Below are 18,323 nucleotides of genomic sequence, written 5' to 3'. Positions count from 1 at the left end.
CCCGCAGAATAATTGTTTGTGAACTCATTATCAAATGATAGCGGATTCGCAAAAATTCTGCAAGCGATTTTTATATTCTGAAGTCCATTCGGTCGGACGACCGGATTTCGACAAGTGCACGAGGCTCGTACGCCCCGCGAACATGAGCTGGTCTCCATCATATGCCCCGTAATGAATATCACATGAAGTGTTTCCGACCGTCAAGACATTGGCATACACCATGATCGATTGCCGCGGCATCACTTGGCGAACGTAGTCGCACTGGGCATCTGCCACGACGACAAATCCATCTTTCAACGAAAAACCTGTCGCTTCAAGCAACTCGATCCGCGCGTCCTCGAAATAGATGAACGGAATTGTGTTATTCATGTGACCGTACGGGTCGCACTCCGAGAATCGGACTTTGACGTCTAGCGCAACCCCTGCTCTGACACGTGTTTCCCAATCGGCTTCTCGGAAGTACTTCGTCATCCGTAGCCTTACGCCTCGACCGCAGAACCGGTGCGGCCTTTGTCGCTACCGAAGAACGATTTGAACGAGTGAAGCGTCGTCTGACGGTTCATCGCGGCGATTGATGTCGTGAGTGGAATACCTTTCGGACAAACTTCGACACAGTTTTGTGCGTTTCCGCACTGTGCGAGGCCGCCGTCTTCCATGAGCGCTTCCAAACGGTCTTCCGCGTGGAAGGCGCCAGTCGGATGCGAGTTGAAGAGACGGACTTGCGAGATCGCGGCCGGTCCGATGAAGCTCGATTTGTCATTGACGTTCGGGCACGCCTCGAGGCAGACACCGCACGTCATACATTTCGATAGTTCATACGCCCATTGACGTTTGTTCTCTGGCATCCGCGGTCCTGGTCCGAGGTCGTACGTTCCATCGATTGGGACCCATGCCTTCACTTTTTTCAACGCGTCGAACATGCGCTGACGGTCGACTTGAAGGTCACGGATGACCGGGAACGTCTTCATCGGGGCAAGGCGGATCGGCTGTTCGAGCTTGTCGACGAGCGCCGTACACGATTGGCGCGGCTTGCCGTTGATGATCATCGAGCAGGCACCACACACTTCCTCGAGACAGTTCATATCCCAGTTGATCGGTGTCGTCTTGTCCCCGTTCGCATTGACCGGGTTGCGGCGGATTTCCATCAACGCCGAGATGACGTTCATGTTCGGGCGGTACGGGACGGTGAACTCTTCCGTATAAGCGGCTTGGTCCGGTCCGTCCTGGCGTTCAATGATAAAACTAATATCTTTTTGTTCAGATTGCATCGGCGTCGTCATTTCGTCTTCGCCCCTTTCTTCGAGTAATCCCGTTTGCGTGGCGGGATTAACGAAACGTCGATCTCTTCATACGAGATATCGACTTCCCCTGCGTTGTAACGTGCCATCGTCGTCTTCATGAACTTGTCGTCATCACGTTCCGGGAAGTCCGGTTTGTAATGAGCACCACGGCTCTCGTCGCGTTTCAAAGCGCCAAGCGTGATGACGCGCGCGAGGTCGAGCATGTGGTCGAGTTGTCGGATGAACGATGCCCCTTGGTTGCTCCAGCGAGCCGTGTCGGTCGCGGAGATGTTGTTATAGCGTTCACGAAGCTCACGGAGTTTGAGGTCCGTCGCCTCGAGCTTGTCGTTGTAACGAACGACCGTGACGTTGTCGGTCATGAGTTCGCCGAGCTCACGGTGGATTTGATACGCATTTTCCGTACCGTCCATCGCGAGGATGTCGTTAAACCGCTCGATTTCTTCACGTTCGTTGAAGTTGAAGAGCGCTTCTGGCACGCTCTCTGTCGCCTGATCGAGACCGCGCATGTAGTGAACGGCCGCCGGACCGGCTTCCATCCCGCCGTATACGGCAGACAAGAGCGAGTTGGCCCCGAGACGGTTCGCACCGTGCATCGAGTAATCGCACTCACCGGCTGCGAACAAGCCTGGGATGTTTGTCATCTGATCGTAGTCGACCCATAGTCCGCCCATCGAATAGTGAACGGCCGGGAAAATCTTCATCGGGACTTTGCGTGGATCGTCGCCGACGAACTTCTCGTAAATCTCGAGGATGCCGCCGAGTTTGATGTCGAGCTCTTTCGAGTCTTTATGCGACAAGTCAAGGTACACCATGTTCTCGCCGTTGACGCCGAGCTTTTGGTTGACACAGACGTCGAAGATTTCACGCGTCGCGATATCACGCGGCACGAGGTTTCCGTAGGCCGGATACTTCTCTTCAAGGAAGTACCATGGCTTGCCGTCTTTATACGTCCAGACACGTCCGCCTTCACCGCGCGCCGATTCACTCATGAGACGAAGTTTGTCGTCCCCCGGGATCGCCGTCGGGTGGATTTGGATGAACTCACCGTTCGCGTAGACCGCCCCTTGACGATAGACCGCTCCAGCCGCTTGGCCGGTGTTGATGACCGAGTTCGTCGATTTGCCGAAGATGACACCCGGGCCGCCTGTCGCGAGGATGACCGCGTCCGATGGGAACGCTTTAATTTCCATCGAGCGCAAATCCTGACAGACCGCACCACGGCACACACCTGCTTCATCGATGATGGCCCGGAGGAACTCCCAGCCTTCATACTTCTCGACGAGACCTTGCGCCTCGTAGCGACGAACCTGCTCGTCTAGTGCGTACAGGAGCTGTTGCCCCGTCGTCGCACCGGCGTAAGCCGTACGGTGATGGAGCGTACCGCCGAAACGACGGAAGTCGAGAAGACCTTCTGGCGTCCGGTTGAACATGACGCCCATGCGGTCGAACATGTGGATGATCTTCGGTGCCGCTTCCGCCATCTTTTGGACCGGCGGTTGGTTGGCGAGGAAGTCGCCCCCATAGACCGTGTCATCAAAGTGTTGCCAAGGAGAATCCCCTTCCCCTTTCGTGTTGACGGCACCGTTGATGCCGCCTTGTGCACAAACTGAATGTGAACGCTTGACCGGTACAAGCGAGAATAGTTTTACCGGAACACCCATCTCAGCCGACTTGATTGTCGCCATGAGTCCAGCCAGACCGCCACCGATGACGATCAAACTTTGATTTGCCATGAACTTTTCCCCCTAATTACAAGATGCCCGCGAACGTCAAGATAGAACGGATGCCGACAAAAGATAGTGCCAAGAAGACGACGCCTGAGACATAGCTCATGAAGCGCTGTGAACGAGGCGACTGTGTGATCCCCCACGTGATGGCAAACGACCAGAGACCGTTCGCGAAGTGGAACGTAGCCGAGAGGATCCCGACTATGTAGAAGATGAGCATGAGCGGATTGTCGACGATGTTTTGCATCATCTCCGCGTTCACTTCGACGCCACGCAACTTCGCCAAGCGCGTTTCCCAAACGTGCCATGCGATGAAGATGACGAGGAAGACGCCCGTGAAGCGTTGGAGCATGTACATCCAGTTACGGGCGTATGAGTAACGGTTCGTGTTAATCGAACCGAGGAACGCGTAATACACGCCATACACTCCGTGGAAGATCATCGGCAAAGCGATGATGGTGACTTCAAGGAAATACAAGTACGGTAAGCTCCCCATAAATTTTGCTGCCTTGTTGAACGACTCCACCCCATCGACGATATAGTAGTTGACCGACAAGTGAACGATCAAAAACAAGCCGATTGGGATGACCCCAAGTAGCGAATGGACTTTACGACTGAAATAGTCACGACGCGCTGCCATTCTAGTTCCCCCTTTTCACGAGCCCTTGGCTCGTTTTGTAAATAAAAGCGTTTTCAAATGTAAATATAGCTTTCTGTCTCCTATTCTACTCTTGTGAAATTTGTATGACAAGACAACCCGACCGATTTGTGCCACATTCTTTTGCAAAATACCCGGTGACCAAAAGGTGAATCGTCGTTATAATGGTATAGAGAGAATGGAGTGATGGAAGAAGATGGAAACGATGAGCCAACCCACTTTCGCGATCGAACTGCTTCGCGATTATGTGTTGACGGATTTGCTCGGGGACGACTACGCCCAAGTCATCTATTGGTCGGGCAAACGGGTCGCACGCAAGTTCCCGGTCATGACGAACGACGAACTGAGCGCCTTCTTTATGGAGGCTGGCTGGGGGCAATTGACGCTCTTGAAAGAAAAAGGAAATAAGTTCTTGTTCGAACTACTTCCCCCGCCTGCGACCCAAGAAAAGGCAACCGGCTACTTCCAGCTTGAGGCTGGCTTTTTAGCCGAACAAATTGCCGGTCGTTTCCAATGCGTCGCCGAGGGCTACGCCGATGTGGCGCGCCAGGCCGTCCAAATCACCGTCCAACTAGACCGAAAAGACACGTATGAATGACGAAGAGCCGATGCGAACTGACCGCATCGGCTCTTGTTTTATCTTCATTCGTCCGTCTCCTCATGAACGTATTGCAAAACGGTCTCGGCCAACTTCTCGGGCAGGCCTGCTTCCTTCAACTGTTCGAGCGAGGCGAGGCGGATCTGTTTCATCGAACCGAAATGGCGGATCAACTGCTGACGTCGCTTCGGCCCGACGCCCGGGATATCGTCGAGCACCGACTTCGTCATCTTCTTCGTCCGCAAACTGCGGTGGAACGTGATGGCGAAGCGGTGGACCTCGTCTTGCATACGTTGGAGCAAATAGAACGCGCTCGAGCGCGAATTCAGTTCGACGACCCCGCCGCCTTCCCCGAACAAGAGCTGGCTCGTCCGATGACGGTCATCTTTTTTGAGCGACCCGACCGGCAAGTCGAGCCCGAACTCGTTCTGCAGGACGTCGAGGGCGGCGTTCAATTGCCCGATGCCCCCGTCAATCAACAGCAAGTCCGGTAGACGCTTCTCTTCCGTCAACAGGCGACGGAACCGACGACGGACGACTTCTCGCATCGTCTCGTAGTCGTCCGGTCCTTGGACGGTACGAATCTTGTATTTCCGGTATTCCTTCTTGAGCGGCTTCCCGTCTTCGAAGACGACGAGTGCCGAGACGGCATCAGCCCCTTGGATGTTCGCGTTGTCGATGATGTCGACGCGTGACAAGTTCGGGATGCCGATCGCCTCACCGAGTTCACGCATGGCGAGGAGTGTCCGCTCTTCGTCGCGGGCGAGCAACTCGAACTTCTCGTTCAAGGCGATGCCCGCATTTTTCGTCGCCAAGTCGAGCAGCTGTCGCTTCGCGCCGCGCTTCGGTTGCATCACTTTCGTCCCGATCGCCTCGTTCAATAAATCGATGCGGACGATTTCGGGGACGAGCACTTCCTTCGGCAAAACGTTCTGCTCGTAAAACTGGACGATGAAACTCTCAAGCTCCTCGGACGGTTCGCCGTGGAGCGGGAACAGTGATACGTCGCGCTCGATCATCTTGCCGCCCCGCATATAGAACACTTGGACGCACATCCAGCCGCGGTCGAGCGTATAGCCGAAGACATCGCGAGCTGTCGGGTCGGCCGTGATCATGTTCTGTTTGTTCATAATCGACTCGACGGCCCGGATTTGGTCACGGAGCTCAGCAGCTCGTTCGAATTGCATGTCTTCGGCCGCTCGTCCCATGTCGACTTGGAGCTTGGCGAGCGTCTCGCTCGTCTCCCCGTTCAGGAAGCGGCGAATTTCATGGACGATTTCTTTTTGCTCGTCCGTGTCGACGGCGAGCTCGCAAGGTCCGAGGCACTGCCCGATATGGTAATACAGACAGAGCTTGCGCGGCATCGGTTGGCATTTCCGGAGCGGATACAGTTTATCGAGCAACCGCTTCGTCTCGTTGGCGGCATAGGCGTTCGGGTACGGGCCGAAATAGAAGCCGCCGTCCCGCTTCAGCTTCCGCGTCGTGAGTAACCTCGGGTACGGCTCGTTCGTGATCTTGATGTACGGGTACGACTTGTCGTCTTTGAGACGGATGTTGTATTTCGGGTCATGCTTTTTGATGAGCGTCATCTCGAGCAGAAGCGCCTCGAGTTCGCTCGCCGTGACGATATACTCAAAGTCGCGAATCTCAGCGACGAGGCGCATCGTCTTGATGTCATGCGCCCCGGTAAAATAAGACCGGACCCGGTTCTTCAAATTTTTCGCTTTCCCGACGTAAATGATCTCGCCGTACTCGTTCTTATGCAAGTAACAGCCGGGCTCGTCAGGTAAGAGCGCCAATTTATGTTTAATGTGGTCAGAATGACTCAAATTCAATCACCTCAGTTTAAGTTCCTTCCAGACGGGAAAAATTTGATGAAGTCTTAGAGGGAGGATTTAGTTATGAAACGGTACGATGTCATCATCATCGGCAGCGGCTCGGCAGCGAGCCAAGCCGCTAACGTATTATGCGACGCCGGTAAACAAATTGCCATCGTCGAGAATTGGACGTTCGGCGGGACGTGTCCGCAACGCGGATGTGACCCGAAAAAGATGCTCGCGGAAGGAGCAGAGCTCATTGCACGTGCGGAACGGATGAAATCGCTCGGTGTCCACGGCGAGCTCACGCTCGATTGGCACGCCTTTAAACGGCGTATTGACGAGTATCGTTTCGCCGTCCCGACGACGAAGATGCATCATTGGAAAGAGCACGACATCGACTTGTTCGAAGGCGAACCCCATTTCATCGATGAAGACTCAATTGTCATTGATGGGCATGAAATCTCGGCGCATCAGTTTTTAATCGCTTCAGGCCTCATTCCGCGACCGCTCGACATCCCGGGTGGCGACTTGGCCATCACGAGCGACGACGTTTTCGACCTCGACGACTTGCCGAAACACGTCACCATCATCGGGGCCGGCTATATCGCGTTCGAGTTCGCTCATATCCTCCGCCGTTTCGGGAGCGAGGTGACCCTTCTCATCCGATCGTGGGCACTTAAACAATTCGACCGCAAAGTCGTCAAACGTCTCGTCGATGAGACGATTCGGATCGGCATCGATGTCCGGTACGGCATCGAGCCCGTCCGGATGGATGGGGACGTGCTGACGTTATCAGATGACTCTACCCTCGAAGGCGTCGTCCTTAACGCCACCGGGCGAATTCCGAGCATCGAACGGCTCCGTTTGGACGCGGCCGGTATCGAGTCCGACCACGGCGGCATCCTCGTCAATGAGTTCCTGCAGACGACGAATACGAACGTATATGCAGCCGGGGACGTCGCCAAGAGCCGCAACCCGGCCCTCACCCCGTTTGCGGGGCAGGAAGGACGCATCGCCGCTCTCAATCTGTTACGGGACAACACGCGTCCTTTACCGGAGCGCCCTGCCCCGACGGTCGTCTTCACGACACCGCCGATCGCCAAGGTCGGACTGACGGTCGAGGAGGTGAAAGCGCGCGGCATCGACTACGAGTGTAAGGACAACGACTTGTCCCATTTCTTGACGTATGAACGGATCAACGACACGACGGCGTTTTCCCGCATTCTGCTCAGCAAAGACGGCCACGTGCTCGGGGCCCACTTGATCGGGCAACATGCACCGGAATTGATCAACTTGTTCTCGTTTATTATACAAAACAACATCACCCATCAACACATCAAACACTTGGAGTTCGCCTATCCGACGTCAGCCTCTGACGTGACGTATCTGATGTGACGCAAAAAGGCTCTTCCAATTTGATTTGGAAGAGCCTTTCGTCATTCGATTCCTTTGTCCTTATCTTCTCGAAGTGCATCTTGGAGCGATTTCTTCCAAAGCGGGACACCTTGAGAATGGGCCGCACGGGCCACCAAGTGACTTCCGACCGGTGCCGTCAATAAGACGAAGAACAGTCCGAGCAGAAGCCGTGCGTCAAAGATGCGCTGGTCGACCCAGACGTGCAAGACCGCCGCGAACAGGACGAACATGACGCCGAGCGTCGCACTCTTCGAGGCGGCGTGGGCGCGGGAATAGATGTCCGGGAGCCGGATCAGACCGATGGCCGCGACGACGGTGAAGAACACACCGATGATCGTGAAGACACCGGTCAAGATGTCATAAATCATTGTTGCGGTCATGTTGGATGATCTCTCCCTTCTCGAGGAATTTCGAGAACGCCACCGTTCCGATAAAGGCTAAAATCCCGAGCAAGAGGATGACCTCGAAGAACATCGTCGTATCGAGCAAAATTGATAACAACGATACGACCGAGATCAACCCGATGCCGATCGAGTCGAGGGCGATGACACGGTCCGCTGTCGTCGGCCCTTTGACGACCCGGTACAGCATACCGAGCATGGCGATCACGAGGATGGCGAGGGCGACGTAAATAATAATATTTAACATTAGCTGGTCGCCTCCTTGATGTTCGACTCAAAGTTATCGTAAATGTCTTGTTTGAGCGACTCTTTATCCGGCATATGGAGCGCATGGATGTAGAGCGTCTTATTGTCGTCTGACACTTGGACGACAAGCGTACCTGGTGTCAGCGTGATGAGCATCGATAGCCAACTCACTTTCCAACCGGCATCGAGTTCGGTGTGATACCGGAAGATACCTGGTTGGATTTTTAGTTTCGGGCTCAAGACGAGCCGGAGCACTTCGATGTTGGCTACGACGAGTTCGCGACAGAAAATCAAGAACAGTTTAAACAGTTTCAAGACACGGGTGAAATAAAAGTCCGTGTTTTTGAAGAAGCGGCGCATCATGAAGATGACGAGTAACCCGAGCAAGTAACCGATGATGAATCCGCTCGTCGTGAACGTACCCGTGAAGAACATCCAAATGAACGCCAGGAAAAAGTTGATGAGTAGTTGGTAAGCCATCTCTAAATCACTCCTTAATCACGGCATCGATATAGATTTCGGGTTGCACGAGCGGTTCGATTGCCTGGGTAATGAACGGATGCATCGCTTCGGCACCAAACCCGTAGGCGACGGCGACCGCGACAAGCAAGAACGTCGGCACGATGAGGCGGTTCATATACGGCACGAGCGGACCGTCATAGACTCGTTTCTCTTCTCCCCAAAATCCGTACAAGAAGATTTTGATGACCGAGAAGAGGACGAACAGACTCGACAGCAAGATGAGGAGCGGCCCGAACAGGCTGCCTTCCCCGACCCCGCCTTGAACGATCAACAGTTTCCCGAAGAATCCGCTGAGCGGCGGAATCCCGGCGAGCGACAACGCTGCGATGAAGAACGTCCAACCGAACAATGGGAAGCGGGTGATCAAACCGCCCATGTCGCGCAGTTGACCGGACTTGGTGATGCCGATCATCATCCCGACGAGCATGAACAAGGCGGCCTTGATCAACATGTCATGAATCAAATAGTAGAGCGCCCCTTCGAGCGACGTCTGCGTGTTGAGTGCGATTCCGTACAAGATGACGCCTACGGCGATCATGATGTTGTAGATGATGATCAACTTGACGTCGTTATAGGCGATCGCCCCGATCATCCCGATGACGATCGTCAACACGGCAAGGATAATCAAGAAGTTCTGCATGAACGCACTTCCGCCATCAAACAGGAGCGTATACGTCCGCAAGATCGAGTAGACGCCGACTTTCGTCAACAGCGCCCCGAACATGGCGAGAATCGGTGTCGGCGCCACGACATACGAGCCCGGGAGCCAGTAATGGAGCGGCACGAGTGCCCCTTTCAAGCCGAAGACGATGACGAAGAACACACCGATGACGGTGATGACGCTTTGATTCTCCACGAGAGGGATCTTTTGCGCGAGGTCCGCCAAACTGAGCGTACCGACCGTCCCGTAAAGAAGCGCGACGGCCATGACGAACAGCGCCGAGGCGATGACGTTCACGAGCAAATACTTGATCGACTCGCGTAATTGGACACCCTTCCCGCCGAGCACGATCAACACGTACGACGAGATGAGGAAGACTTCAAAGAAGACGAACAAGTTGAAAATATCGCCTGTCGTGAAGGCACCGTTCACCCCGACGAGGAGGAACAGCATCGCGACGTAGACGTAGTTCGATTCATAGGCGTCTGAGAAGTAATGGGTCGCAAACCAGACGATGAAAAAGACGAGCAACGTCGACGTGGCGACGAGTAGTGCCGACAGCATGTCCGAGACGAGCGTGATTCCGAACGGTGCCGGCCAGTTCCCTAAGTTGACGGTCATGATGCCGTCTTGAGACACGGTGAAGATGAGCAGCACCGTCACTGCAAACGTTACAAGTAAAGCCCCGAGTGCCACTCCGCGTTGCAGACGAACTTGCTTCGGTGCGAAGAGAAGAAAGATGGCCGCAAGCGCCGGGATGACAATCGGAAAGATCGGTAAGTTAATCATTCGATTCCGTTCCTTTCATTTCCTCAATATTATCCGTGTTCAGTTCCTGGTAAGCCCGATACGCGAGCACGAGGAAGAACGCGGTCACCCCGAAGCTGATAACGATCGCCGTCAAGACGAGCGCTTGCGGGAGCGGGTCAGTATATTCCGTGACCCCATCGACGAGGACGGGTGCCGCTCCGGTTTTCAGTCCACCCATCGTCAAGACGAGCAAGTGGGCAGCGTGGCTGAGTAACCCGGTGCCGATGATGATGCGCAACAAACTCTTTGAGAGAATCATATAGACCGCGCTCATCGTCAGGACACCGATGATGATGCTAACGAAGATTTCCATTATTCACTCTCTCCAATCGTTTGAATGATCGTCATCGTCACACCGATGACCACAAGGTAAACGCCAAGGTCAAAGGCGATCGCCGTGTGAAGCGTCTGTTCGCCCAAGAGCGGCAAATCGAATTTGTCATAGGCGTGAGTTAGGAACGGACGGTCCCAAAAGACGCTATGGAGTGACGTCAGCATCGCGATGACGAGACCGAGCGCCGTCATCTTCCGATAATCAAACGGGAGCACGTCAGCAAGCGTCTTCGAATCAAAGGCGAGGAGCAAGAGGACGAGCGCCGCCGCTGTCATCAAACCACCGATGAAACCTCCGCCCGGCGAGTAGTGCCCGGCGAAGAATAAATTGATCGAGAACACGATGATGATGAAGAAGATGATCACCGCGGCCGTCTGTAAGATGACATCATTGACTTGATCATTTTTTCGGTTCATGTTCGCGCGCTCCTTTCGTACGTACTGTCGTTCTAAATTTGATCATCGTGTAAATCCCAATGGCCGCGATGGCAAGGACGACAATCTCGAACAACGTATCAAAGCCACGGAAGTCGACAAGGACGACGTTGACCATGTTCTTCCCGGCTGCCAAGTCATAGACGTTTTCTTTATAATACTCGGAGATTGACGACAATGAACGGTTCGACAGCGCCATGAAGCTGAGGAGCGTCACCGTCACCCCGACGAAAATCGAGACAATCGCATTCTCGATTTTAAACTTAACACGCACTTCTTTCTTGCTGATCTCCGGCATGTGGTAGAAGACGAGCAAGAACAAGGCGACCGATACCGTCTCGATGACGAGCTGCGTCAAGGCGAGGTCCGGGGCATTGAAGAAGACGAAGAACAACGCGACCGAGTATCCGACGACACCGAGCAAGATGATCGACGGGAGACGCGAACGCATGAACAGAATCGCGAGCGACGCCAAGATGATGACGGCCCCGAGGACGTATTCATACGGTGCGACGGCTTCCATCTCTCCGAACGAGAAGTCGAACAAGTCGAAGCGATACATCGAGAACAACATCATGCCTGACAAGAACAAGAAGATGTACACCAAGTACGAGCGGATGAAGCCCGTCATGTAGTTGTCTTTAAAGCGGTACGCCGCCTTGTTCGACCAGACGAGCGTTCCGTCGTACATCCCGTTCAAGGTCAAGCGATGCGGGATGTGGTTGTAAATCCCCATCCACTTGTTGATCGTGAAGAACATGAGCGTCCCGAGCAGGACGATACCGATCGTCATAAGCAACTCAGGTGTGATGCCGTGCCAGAAGTAGATGTCGACTTTCACATCCTGCCCGCTCGCGACGAGCGTCGGATAGATCGACTCGACGGCCGGCTTGATGAGCGAGTTCGACAACACGTTCGGTACGAAACCGAGAACGACGACGAGGATAGCGAGAATCGCTGGCGAGATGAGCATCCCGATCGGTGCCTCGTGCGGCTGTTTCGGTAACCGGTCGAACTGGGCTTTGCCCATGAACGTCCGGGTGAAGATAATCAAGCTGTAGATGAATGTGAACACGCTCGCGATGAACGCGACGACCGGGATCAAGATGCCAATCGTATCGAGCGCGAAGAAGTCCATCGAGAACACTTTCGTGGTTGCCTTCAAGAACATCTCTTTACTGAGGAAGCCGTTGAACGGCGGTAACCCTGCCATCGACAACGAGCCGATGACGGCGATCGTGAACGTGATCGGCATGACGGTCATCAGACCGCCGAGTTTGCGGATGTCACGTGTCCCCGTCTCGTGGTCGACGATCCCGACCATCATGAACAACGACCCTTTGAACGTCGCATGGTTAATCAAGTGGAAGATTGCCGCGATCGTCGCGACCATATAGATGTTGTCATCCATGCCGTCATAATGTAGCGCCGCGGCCCCGAGGCCGAGGAGCGACATGATGAGACCGAGCTGACTGACCGTCGAGAAGGCGAGAATCCCTTTCAAATCGGTCTGTTTGACCGCGTTGAACGAACCCCAGAACAAGGTGAACGTCCCGACAGCGGCGATCGTCCATAGCCAGATCGGTGACTCTTGGAACACCGGGCTCATCCGTGCGACGAGATAGAGACCGGCCTTGACCATCGTCGCCGAGTGGAGGTACGCACTGACCGGGGTCGGTGCCTCCATCGCATCCGGCAACCAGATGTGGAACGGGAATTGCGCCGACTTCGTGAAGGCGCCGAGCAAGATGAGAATCATCGCCGCGATAAAGAACGGGCTGTCGGCGATGAGTGCCTGATTGGCGACCATGTCGCGGATGCTGAACGAACCGACGATCGACTCGAGAATCACAATCCCCCCGAGCATCGACAGACCACCGAACACGGTGATGAGCATCGATTTACGCGCCCCGTAGCGTGAGCGCTCTTTCTCGTACCAATACCCGATCAACAGGAACGACGAAATCGACGTGAGTTCCCAGAACATGTACATGACGACCATGTTGTCTGAGAGGACGACACCGAGCATCGCACCCATAAAGAGGAGCAAGTACACGTAGAAGTGACCGAGCGACTCTTTGTCTTTATTCAAATAGTAAATCGAATAGAGGACGACGAGCGCCCCGATCCCTGTGATGAGGAGGGCAAACAATAGTCCGAGCCCGTCCACGTAGGCCGTGAAGTTGATGCCGAGCGATGGCATCCATTCGACCGTCTCCGTCACGACGTCTCCCGCGCTCGTGATTCCGATGAAGCGGAAGAAGTAGACGAACAGGACGACCGGAATGATTAACACGAACCAACCCGTATGGATTCGCTTCAGCGCCCGGAACAAGAACGGGATGAACGGAGCCGCGAGAAGCGGCAATAAGATAGCTAAATGTAACACCGACAAGAAAATTCCTCCTTCGAGCAGAGTCTTACAAGCGATGGGCCAATTATTAAGTTCATTTGACGCCATCATGTCTTCCTCATGAGTATAGCGTACATTTTCAGTCCGTTTCCATGATAAAACCTTCCCGTTTTTCAGTGCCTCGTCAAAAAAACTTGGACTGTTAAATATGAAGGGAGACGACTAAAAACGACGAAAAAAAATTCTAATTAAGCCTGATATGTATCCGCTTTCAGATGATGCTTTCCCCGAATTTCCCGCTCACATCAAACCGAACCTTAACCGTTGTTATTCCATGCGAAACGACTAAACTCCTTCTTCCCTAACGAGCCCAACAAAAAACAGCCGACCAGTTCCCCGGTCGGCTGTACGCATTATTTTGCTGTCGCGATAAACTCTTTGAGTGCTTCTTTTGGTTGGAAGCCCATTGTTTTTGAGACAGGTTGTCCGTCTTTGAACATCATGAGTGTCGGGATACTTTGGATTTGGAAAGCACCCGCTACTTCTGGGTTCTCATCAACGTCGAGTTTCACGATTTGGACTTGGTCGCCCATCTCTTGGTCAAGCTCTTCGAGTACCGGTGCGATCATGCGGCACGGTCCACACCAAGCTGCCCAGAAATCGACGAGGACGACGCCCTCTTTTACTTCTTGTTCGAATGTTTGAGTCGTTGCGTGTTTAATAGCCATTTGATAAATACCTCCCCAGTAAGATGTAAGAGCCGATTAAGGACTCTCATGCATTTCATGTTCAGAGTATACCACGGAGGGTACGTTTCCCCAAACGTTCTGCATATCAGCTGTTGACGAGGTGTTTGCGGAACTCTTCTGTTAACAGTGGGACGACGTCGAACAAGTCGCCGACGATGCCGTAGTCGGCCACGCTGAAGATGTTCGCTTCCGGGTCTTTATTGATGGCGACGATGACTTTGGCGTTGCTCATCCCGGCCAAGTGCTGGATTGCGCCCGAGATGCCGCAGGCGATATACAAGTCCGGTGTGACGACTTTCCCGGTCTGACCGATTTGAAGGGCATAATCGCAATAGTCGGCGTCACACGCTCCACGTGAGGCACCGACGGCCCCACCAAGAAGCTCGGCGAGTTCTTCGAGCGGTTTGAAGCCATCTTCGCTCTTGACGCCGCGGCCACCGGCGACGATGACTTTCGCTTCCGTCAAATCGACTTTCCCCGTCGCCTTGCGGACGACTTCTTTGACGATCATGGCAAGGTCCTTGAGCTCCACGCTCGGTGTCTCGACCGATGCGCTCGCTCCAGCCGTACGTGGAAGGGCGTCGATGTTGTTCGGACGGATCGTGAAGAACATGACCGAGTCTTTGAACTTCACTTTCTCGAACGCCTTCCCTGAGTAAATCGGGCGGACGAACTCGGCATCTTTGCCAGACCCTTCGATTGAGACGACGTCACTGATGAGACCGGCGTCCAGACGAGCCGCGAGTTTCGGGGCGATGTCTTTCCCGAGCGCCGTATGGCCGAGCACGATCATGTCTGGTGATTCTTGCTCGATGACTTGGCGGAGCACTTGCCCGTAGCCGTCTGGCGTGTAGTGCTTGAGACGCTCGTCCTCGATGACGAGGACGCGGCCCGCACCGTATTCCCCCAGTTCATTGGCGAGTGCTTTGACATCATCCCCGATGACGACCGCCGTCACGTCGTCCGTCAGTTGCTTCGCCGCGGCGATCGCTTCAAATGATACGTTCCGTAAGGCGCCTTCACGCGCTTCTGCGAGTACTAAAGCTTTCATCTATGTGTCCCCCTTAAATGACTTTTGCTTCCGTGCGAAGTAATTGAACGAGCTCGCTCACTTGTGACGACGTGTCCCCTTCAAGGATGCGTCCTGCTTTCTTTTCTTCCGGCAAGAAGCGTTCGATCGTCTCGATCTTCGCTTCAATCTCGTCCTCATCGAGGTCGATGTCCGACAGTTCGAGTTCTTCGAGCGGCTTCTTCTTCGCCTTCATGATGCCTGGAAGGCTCGGGTAGCGCGGTTCGTTCAATCCTTGCTGCGCCGTCACGAGGAGCGGGAGCGGCACTTCGATTACTTCCGTGTCCCCTTCGACGTCGCGTGTGACCGTCGCCGTCGTCCCATCGATGTCGAGCTTCGTGATCGTCGTCACGTAGTTCATATCGAGCAGTTCCGCGACGCGCGGCGCGACTTGACCGCTGCCGCCATCGATCGCGACGTTCCCGGCGAAGACGAGGTCAGGCGCTTGCTCTTTCAAGTACGTGGCGAGCACTTTCGAGATCGTCACGTGGTCCGCGTCCTCGACGTCATCCTCGATTGAAATCCGGACCGCTTTGTCCGCACCCATCGCGAGCGCCGTGCGAAGTTCTTTGTCCGCGTCTTCCGGTCCGACCGTCACGACCGTGACTTCTCCCCCGAGGTCGTCACGTTTGCGGATGGCCTCCTCGACTGCATATTCGTCATACGGGTTGATGATGAACTCCGCGCCGTCTTCTTGAATTTCCCCATTCTCGAGCTGAATCGCTTCTTCTGTATCAAACGTACGCTTCAGCAATACAAAAATATTCATCGTAGTTCCCCCTTATAAGTTGTTCGCACCATCATTCATGAATCAGCATTCATTTTTTGAGCTAGCGAGAGGGCTTACGGTTAAGCAAGCCCTTTTTTTAACATATGGTGTACTTTTGGCAGCGTCGACATCAAGTCATACTTAAAGCCGCTCGCCATCCAGCTCGTGACCACTTCATCGATCGTGCCGAAAATCATCTGCCGGGCGAGTCGATAATCGAGTTCGTTATCAAATTCGCCGGTGTCGATTCCGTGTCGTACGACCGCGTCAATCAAGTTCAAGTACGGTTTGAGCACTTCGCTGATTTTTTGACGGAGTGCCAAGTTCGACTGCCGGAGCTCGATTTGTGTCACGACGGCGAGGTCGTAATCGGCCGACAGTTGTTTAAGATGCGACTCGATCAATTGATACAGTTTGTCGCCGGCCGTCGTCTCCTGCTCGATCTGTTGCTTCGAGTAGTCGATAAACAGGCCCATCTTCGTCTGGAACAATTCAATCAACAAATGTTCCTTGTTTTTGAAGTACAGATAAATCGTCCCGTCGGCGACACCCGCCTCTTTGGCGATGGCCGTCACCTTTGCACCGTGATAGCCATGATTTGCAATTACTTTCACTGCCGCATCGATAATGCGGTCACTTTTTGATCCATTCTTTGTCATAAACACCCAAGCTCCTTACTGCTGCAGAAAAATGAATGATGGTTCATTCATTTATTATTCTATCATGTGACACGATTGTGTCAACTGCTTTGTTTCACTTGTTTCGCCTTCTCTTCGTCGACAAGGACACGACGTAAAATCTTACCGACGAACGTCTTAGGCAATTCTTCCCGGAACTCGTACAGCTTCGGTACTTTATACGCGGCAAGCTTCTCGCGGCAGTGCTTGTCAAGCTCTTCTTCCGTCACGCTGGACCCGTCCCGCGTCACGATGAACGCCTTGACCGTCTCGCCGCGATACGGGTCCGGAACGCCGATACAGACAGCTTCTTTGACAGCCGGATGCTCATAGAGCACTTCTTCGATCTCACGCGGATAGACGTTGAAGCCCCCGGCGATAATCATGTCCTTCTTCCGATCGACGATATAGAAGAACCCGTCCTCGCCCATATAGCCGAGGTCACCGGTCGCGAGCCATCCGTCCTTCAAGACGGCGGCCGTCTCTTCCGGCTTCTGCCAGTACCCTTTCATGACTTGCGGGCCGTGCAGCATGATTTCTCCGATTTCACCGATGTCAGCCGGGGTCTCTCCGTCTGCCTTTACAATTTTAGCAGAAGTGTCCGACAGCGGCACGCCGATCGAGCCGACGATTCGTTTATCCCATAGGAAGTTTGCGTGTGTGACCGGTGACGTTTCCGACAGGCCATATCCTTCGACGATGCGACCGCCCGTGATGCTCTCGAACTGCTCCTGCACTTCGACCGGGAGCGGCGCCGACCCGGAGATACACGCCTCGATTGACGACAGGTCATATTTCTTCGATTTCGGGTCGTTGAGGATGCCGACATACATCGTCGGTGCACCTGGGAAGAAGTGTGGCTTCTTCTTGTGGATCGTCTTCAAGACGTCGGTGACGTCAAAGCGCGGGACGAGGACGAGCTCATATCCGTTCGCCATCCCGAAGTTCAGACAGCATGTCATCCCGTAGACGTGGAAGAACGGGACGACGCTCAAGACACGCTTTATGTCGCCTCGGTTGTATTTATAGAAGAAGTTCGAGATTTGGTCGACGTTCGCCGTCAAGTTGAAGTGGGTCAGCATGACGCCTTTCGGCAGCCCTGTCGTCCCACCTGTATACTGCAAGACGGCGACGTCCTCTTTCGGATCAATCTCGGTCGGGGTGATCGGCCCGCAGTTTTTATACTCTTTGAATGCGACCGAACCTGTCGTGTCGATGACGATGTTGTTCTCACGTTTCACTTTGATCGGGTACAGCTTGTTCTTCGGGAACGGAAGATAGTCGGCGATGCTCGTCGTGACGATCGTCTTGATGTCCGTCTTCTGTTTCACACGAAGCGATTTCGGATAGAGGAGGTCGAGCGTGATGAGGATGTTCGCACCGGAGTCGGTGATCAAATTCTCGAGCTCATGCTCGGTGTAGAGCGGGTTCGTCTGGACGACCGTTCCACCAGCGTACAAGACGGCGTAGAATGAAATGACGTATTGCGGACAGTTCGGGAGCATCAGGCTGACGCGGTCCCCTTTTTGCAGGCCTTTCGATTGGAGCATCGTCGCGAGTCGCTTCGCCGCGTCATCGACCTCGGCGAACGTCAACTCTTTGCCGATGAAAGAGACGGCGGTCCGGTCCGGATAATCGGTAGCGGCCCGGGATAGCGCCTCATAGAGCGGCTTCACCTCGTAATCAATCGTTTCTGGCATGTCAGCTGGATAATCTTGCAACCACGGTTTGTTCATCGATTCTCCTCCTTGGAATGAATACTCATTCAGTTAACTCTA

19 protein-coding genes are annotated in these 18,323 nt (G+C 54.0%); 2 read left to right on the top strand and 17 right to left on the bottom strand.

Features of this window, described 5'->3' with window-relative positions:
* Positions 1 to 30: 30 nt before the first annotated feature.
* From KNP06_RS02665 to KNP06_RS02650, 4 genes are read right to left on the bottom strand one after another with little or no spacing between them, the layout of a single operon-like run.
* Positions 31 to 471, bottom strand: a complete 441-nt coding sequence (locus tag KNP06_RS02665) for an acyl-CoA thioesterase (RefSeq protein WP_214710474.1) — start codon at positions 469 to 471, stop codon at positions 31 to 33.
* Positions 472 to 479: 8 nt separating this feature from the next.
* Positions 480 to 1,268, bottom strand: coding sequence for a succinate dehydrogenase iron-sulfur subunit (gene sdhB, locus KNP06_RS02660; protein WP_214710632.1), 789 nt, complete (start codon positions 1,266 to 1,268; stop codon positions 480 to 482).
* Between the two features lie 8 nt (positions 1,269 to 1,276).
* Complete coding sequence (gene sdhA / locus KNP06_RS02655; protein ID WP_034776790.1) at positions 1,277 to 3,034, bottom strand: succinate dehydrogenase flavoprotein subunit; 1,758 nt, start codon at positions 3,032 to 3,034, stop codon at positions 1,277 to 1,279.
* A 16-nt stretch (positions 3,035 to 3,050) separates the two neighbouring features.
* Positions 3,051 to 3,668, bottom strand: a complete 618-nt coding sequence (locus tag KNP06_RS02650; protein WP_214710472.1) for a succinate dehydrogenase cytochrome b558 subunit — start codon at positions 3,666 to 3,668, stop codon at positions 3,051 to 3,053.
* A 223-nt stretch (positions 3,669 to 3,891) separates the two neighbouring features.
* On the opposite strand from KNP06_RS02650, the gene KNP06_RS02645 reads away from it, so the two are divergent.
* Positions 3,892 to 4,284: a YslB family protein gene (locus tag KNP06_RS02645; RefSeq protein ID WP_232939140.1), complete on the top strand. Its 393-nt coding sequence runs from the start codon at positions 3,892 to 3,894 to the stop codon at positions 4,282 to 4,284.
* 44 nt (positions 4,285 to 4,328) lie between these two features.
* Here the strand turns inward: KNP06_RS02645 and uvrC are convergent, their stop codons facing one another.
* Positions 4,329 to 6,113, bottom strand: coding sequence for an excinuclease ABC subunit UvrC (gene uvrC, locus KNP06_RS02640; RefSeq protein ID WP_138859769.1), 1,785 nt, complete (start codon positions 6,111 to 6,113; stop codon positions 4,329 to 4,331).
* Between the two features lie 72 nt (positions 6,114 to 6,185).
* Between uvrC and KNP06_RS02635 the strand changes: the two genes are divergently transcribed.
* On the top strand, positions 6,186 to 7,499 hold the full coding sequence (locus KNP06_RS02635; RefSeq protein ID WP_214710471.1) for a dihydrolipoyl dehydrogenase family protein: 1,314 nt from the start codon (positions 6,186 to 6,188) through the stop codon (positions 7,497 to 7,499).
* 41 nt (positions 7,500 to 7,540) lie between these two features.
* Here the strand turns inward: KNP06_RS02635 and mnhG are convergent, their stop codons facing one another.
* The 12 genes from mnhG to KNP06_RS02575 all read right to left on the bottom strand — a co-directional run bounded on the left by mnhG (position 7,541) and on the right by KNP06_RS02575 (position 18,281).
* Entirely contained in the window at positions 7,541 to 7,900 is a 360-nt protein-coding gene (gene mnhG / locus KNP06_RS02630) for a monovalent cation/H(+) antiporter subunit G (protein WP_138859771.1), read from the bottom strand.
* Positions 7,878 to 8,168 (bottom strand): Na(+)/H(+) antiporter subunit F1, encoded by a 291-nt coding sequence (locus tag KNP06_RS02625; RefSeq protein ID WP_034776778.1) that lies wholly within the window; start codon positions 8,166 to 8,168, stop codon positions 7,878 to 7,880. Before KNP06_RS02625 ends, mnhG begins: the two co-directional genes overlap by 23 nt.
* Positions 8,168 to 8,647: a Na+/H+ antiporter subunit E gene (locus KNP06_RS02620; protein WP_034776777.1), complete on the bottom strand. Its 480-nt coding sequence runs from the start codon at positions 8,645 to 8,647 to the stop codon at positions 8,168 to 8,170. Before KNP06_RS02620 ends, KNP06_RS02625 begins: the two co-directional genes overlap by 1 nt.
* Positions 8,648 to 8,654: 7 nt before the next feature.
* Positions 8,655 to 10,139, bottom strand: a complete 1,485-nt coding sequence (locus KNP06_RS02615; protein ID WP_138859773.1) for a Na+/H+ antiporter subunit D — start codon at positions 10,137 to 10,139, stop codon at positions 8,655 to 8,657.
* Entirely contained in the window at positions 10,132 to 10,473 is a 342-nt protein-coding gene (locus tag KNP06_RS02610; RefSeq protein WP_021066825.1) for a Na(+)/H(+) antiporter subunit C, read from the bottom strand. Before KNP06_RS02610 ends, KNP06_RS02615 begins: the two co-directional genes overlap by 8 nt.
* Complete coding sequence (locus KNP06_RS02605; protein WP_214708061.1) at positions 10,473 to 10,910, bottom strand: Na(+)/H(+) antiporter subunit B; 438 nt, start codon at positions 10,908 to 10,910, stop codon at positions 10,473 to 10,475. The genes KNP06_RS02610 and KNP06_RS02605 overlap by 1 nt, the downstream gene beginning before the upstream one ends.
* A complete protein-coding gene (locus KNP06_RS02600) occupies positions 10,894 to 13,323 on the bottom strand; it encodes a Na+/H+ antiporter subunit A (protein ID WP_214710470.1) in 2,430 nt (809 codons plus the stop codon). Before KNP06_RS02600 ends, KNP06_RS02605 begins: the two co-directional genes overlap by 17 nt.
* A 371-nt stretch (positions 13,324 to 13,694) precedes the next feature.
* On the bottom strand, positions 13,695 to 14,009 hold the full coding sequence (gene trxA / locus KNP06_RS02595) for a thioredoxin (RefSeq protein ID WP_034776769.1): 315 nt from the start codon (positions 14,007 to 14,009) through the stop codon (positions 13,695 to 13,697).
* 106 nt (positions 14,010 to 14,115) lie between these two features.
* Complete coding sequence (locus KNP06_RS02590; RefSeq protein ID WP_114165740.1) at positions 14,116 to 15,081, bottom strand: electron transfer flavoprotein subunit alpha/FixB family protein; 966 nt, start codon at positions 15,079 to 15,081, stop codon at positions 14,116 to 14,118.
* 13 nt (positions 15,082 to 15,094) lie between these two features.
* Positions 15,095 to 15,868, bottom strand: a complete 774-nt coding sequence (locus tag KNP06_RS02585; RefSeq protein WP_114165739.1) for an electron transfer flavoprotein subunit beta/FixA family protein — start codon at positions 15,866 to 15,868, stop codon at positions 15,095 to 15,097.
* A gap of 80 nt (positions 15,869 to 15,948) precedes the next feature.
* Positions 15,949 to 16,527, bottom strand: coding sequence for a fatty acid metabolism transcriptional regulator FadR (locus tag KNP06_RS02580; protein WP_114165738.1), 579 nt, complete (start codon positions 16,525 to 16,527; stop codon positions 15,949 to 15,951).
* Between the two features lie 80 nt (positions 16,528 to 16,607).
* Positions 16,608 to 18,281: an AMP-binding protein gene (locus KNP06_RS02575; protein WP_214787845.1), complete on the bottom strand. Its 1,674-nt coding sequence runs from the start codon at positions 18,279 to 18,281 to the stop codon at positions 16,608 to 16,610.
* Between the last annotated feature and the right edge of the window lie 42 nt (positions 18,282 to 18,323).

Source organism: Exiguobacterium sp. s21, from assembly GCF_018617975.1.
Lineage (GTDB): Bacteria > Bacillota > Bacilli > Exiguobacteriales > Exiguobacteriaceae > Exiguobacterium > Exiguobacterium mexicanum_A.
The sequence above is the reverse complement of the archived record's forward strand: the minus strand, read 5'-3'. Positions and strand labels throughout refer to the sequence as shown.

Bases quoted from the DNA above. Each gene is read 5' to 3' on its own strand.
- KNP06_RS02665 (WP_214710474.1), bottom strand. From the start codon at position 471: ATGACGAAGTACTTCCGAGAAGCCGATTGGGAAACACGTGTCAGAGCA.
- sdhB (WP_214710632.1), bottom strand. From the start codon at position 1,268: ATGCAATCTGAACAAAAAGATATTAGTTTTATCATTGAACGCCAGGAC.
- sdhA (WP_034776790.1), bottom strand. From the start codon at position 3,034: ATGGCAAATCAAAGTTTGATCGTCATCGGTGGCGGTCTGGCTGGACTC.
- KNP06_RS02650 (WP_214710472.1), bottom strand. From the start codon at position 3,668: ATGGCAGCGCGTCGTGACTATTTCAGTCGTAAAGTCCATTCGCTACTT.
- KNP06_RS02645 (WP_232939140.1), top strand. From the start codon at position 3,892: ATGAGCCAACCCACTTTCGCGATCGAACTGCTTCGCGATTATGTGTTG.
- KNP06_RS02635 (WP_214710471.1), top strand. From the start codon at position 6,186: ATGAAACGGTACGATGTCATCATCATCGGCAGCGGCTCGGCAGCGAGC.
- mnhG (WP_138859771.1), bottom strand. From the start codon at position 7,900: ATGACCGCAACAATGATTTATGACATCTTGACCGGTGTCTTCACGATC.
- KNP06_RS02625 (WP_034776778.1), bottom strand. From the start codon at position 8,168: ATGTTAAATATTATTATTTACGTCGCCCTCGCCATCCTCGTGATCGCC.
- KNP06_RS02620 (WP_034776777.1), bottom strand. From the start codon at position 8,647: ATGGCTTACCAACTACTCATCAACTTTTTCCTGGCGTTCATTTGGATG.
- KNP06_RS02615 (WP_138859773.1), bottom strand. From the start codon at position 10,139: ATGATTAACTTACCGATCTTTCCGATTGTCATCCCGGCGCTTGCGGCC.
- KNP06_RS02610 (WP_021066825.1), bottom strand. From the start codon at position 10,473: ATGGAAATCTTCGTTAGCATCATCATCGGTGTCCTGACGATGAGCGCG.
- KNP06_RS02605 (WP_214708061.1), bottom strand. From the start codon at position 10,910: ATGAACCGAAAAAATGATCAAGTCAATGATGTCATCTTACAGACGGCC.
- trxA (WP_034776769.1), bottom strand. From the start codon at position 14,009: ATGGCTATTAAACACGCAACGACTCAAACATTCGAACAAGAAGTAAAA.
- KNP06_RS02590 (WP_114165740.1), bottom strand. From the start codon at position 15,081: ATGAAAGCTTTAGTACTCGCAGAAGCGCGTGAAGGCGCCTTACGGAAC.
- KNP06_RS02585 (WP_114165739.1), bottom strand. From the start codon at position 15,868: ATGAATATTTTTGTATTGCTGAAGCGTACGTTTGATACAGAAGAAGCG.
- KNP06_RS02580 (WP_114165738.1), bottom strand. From the start codon at position 16,527: ATGACAAAGAATGGATCAAAAAGTGACCGCATTATCGATGCGGCAGTG.
- KNP06_RS02575 (WP_214787845.1), bottom strand. From the start codon at position 18,281: ATGAACAAACCGTGGTTGCAAGATTATCCAGCTGACATGCCAGAAACG.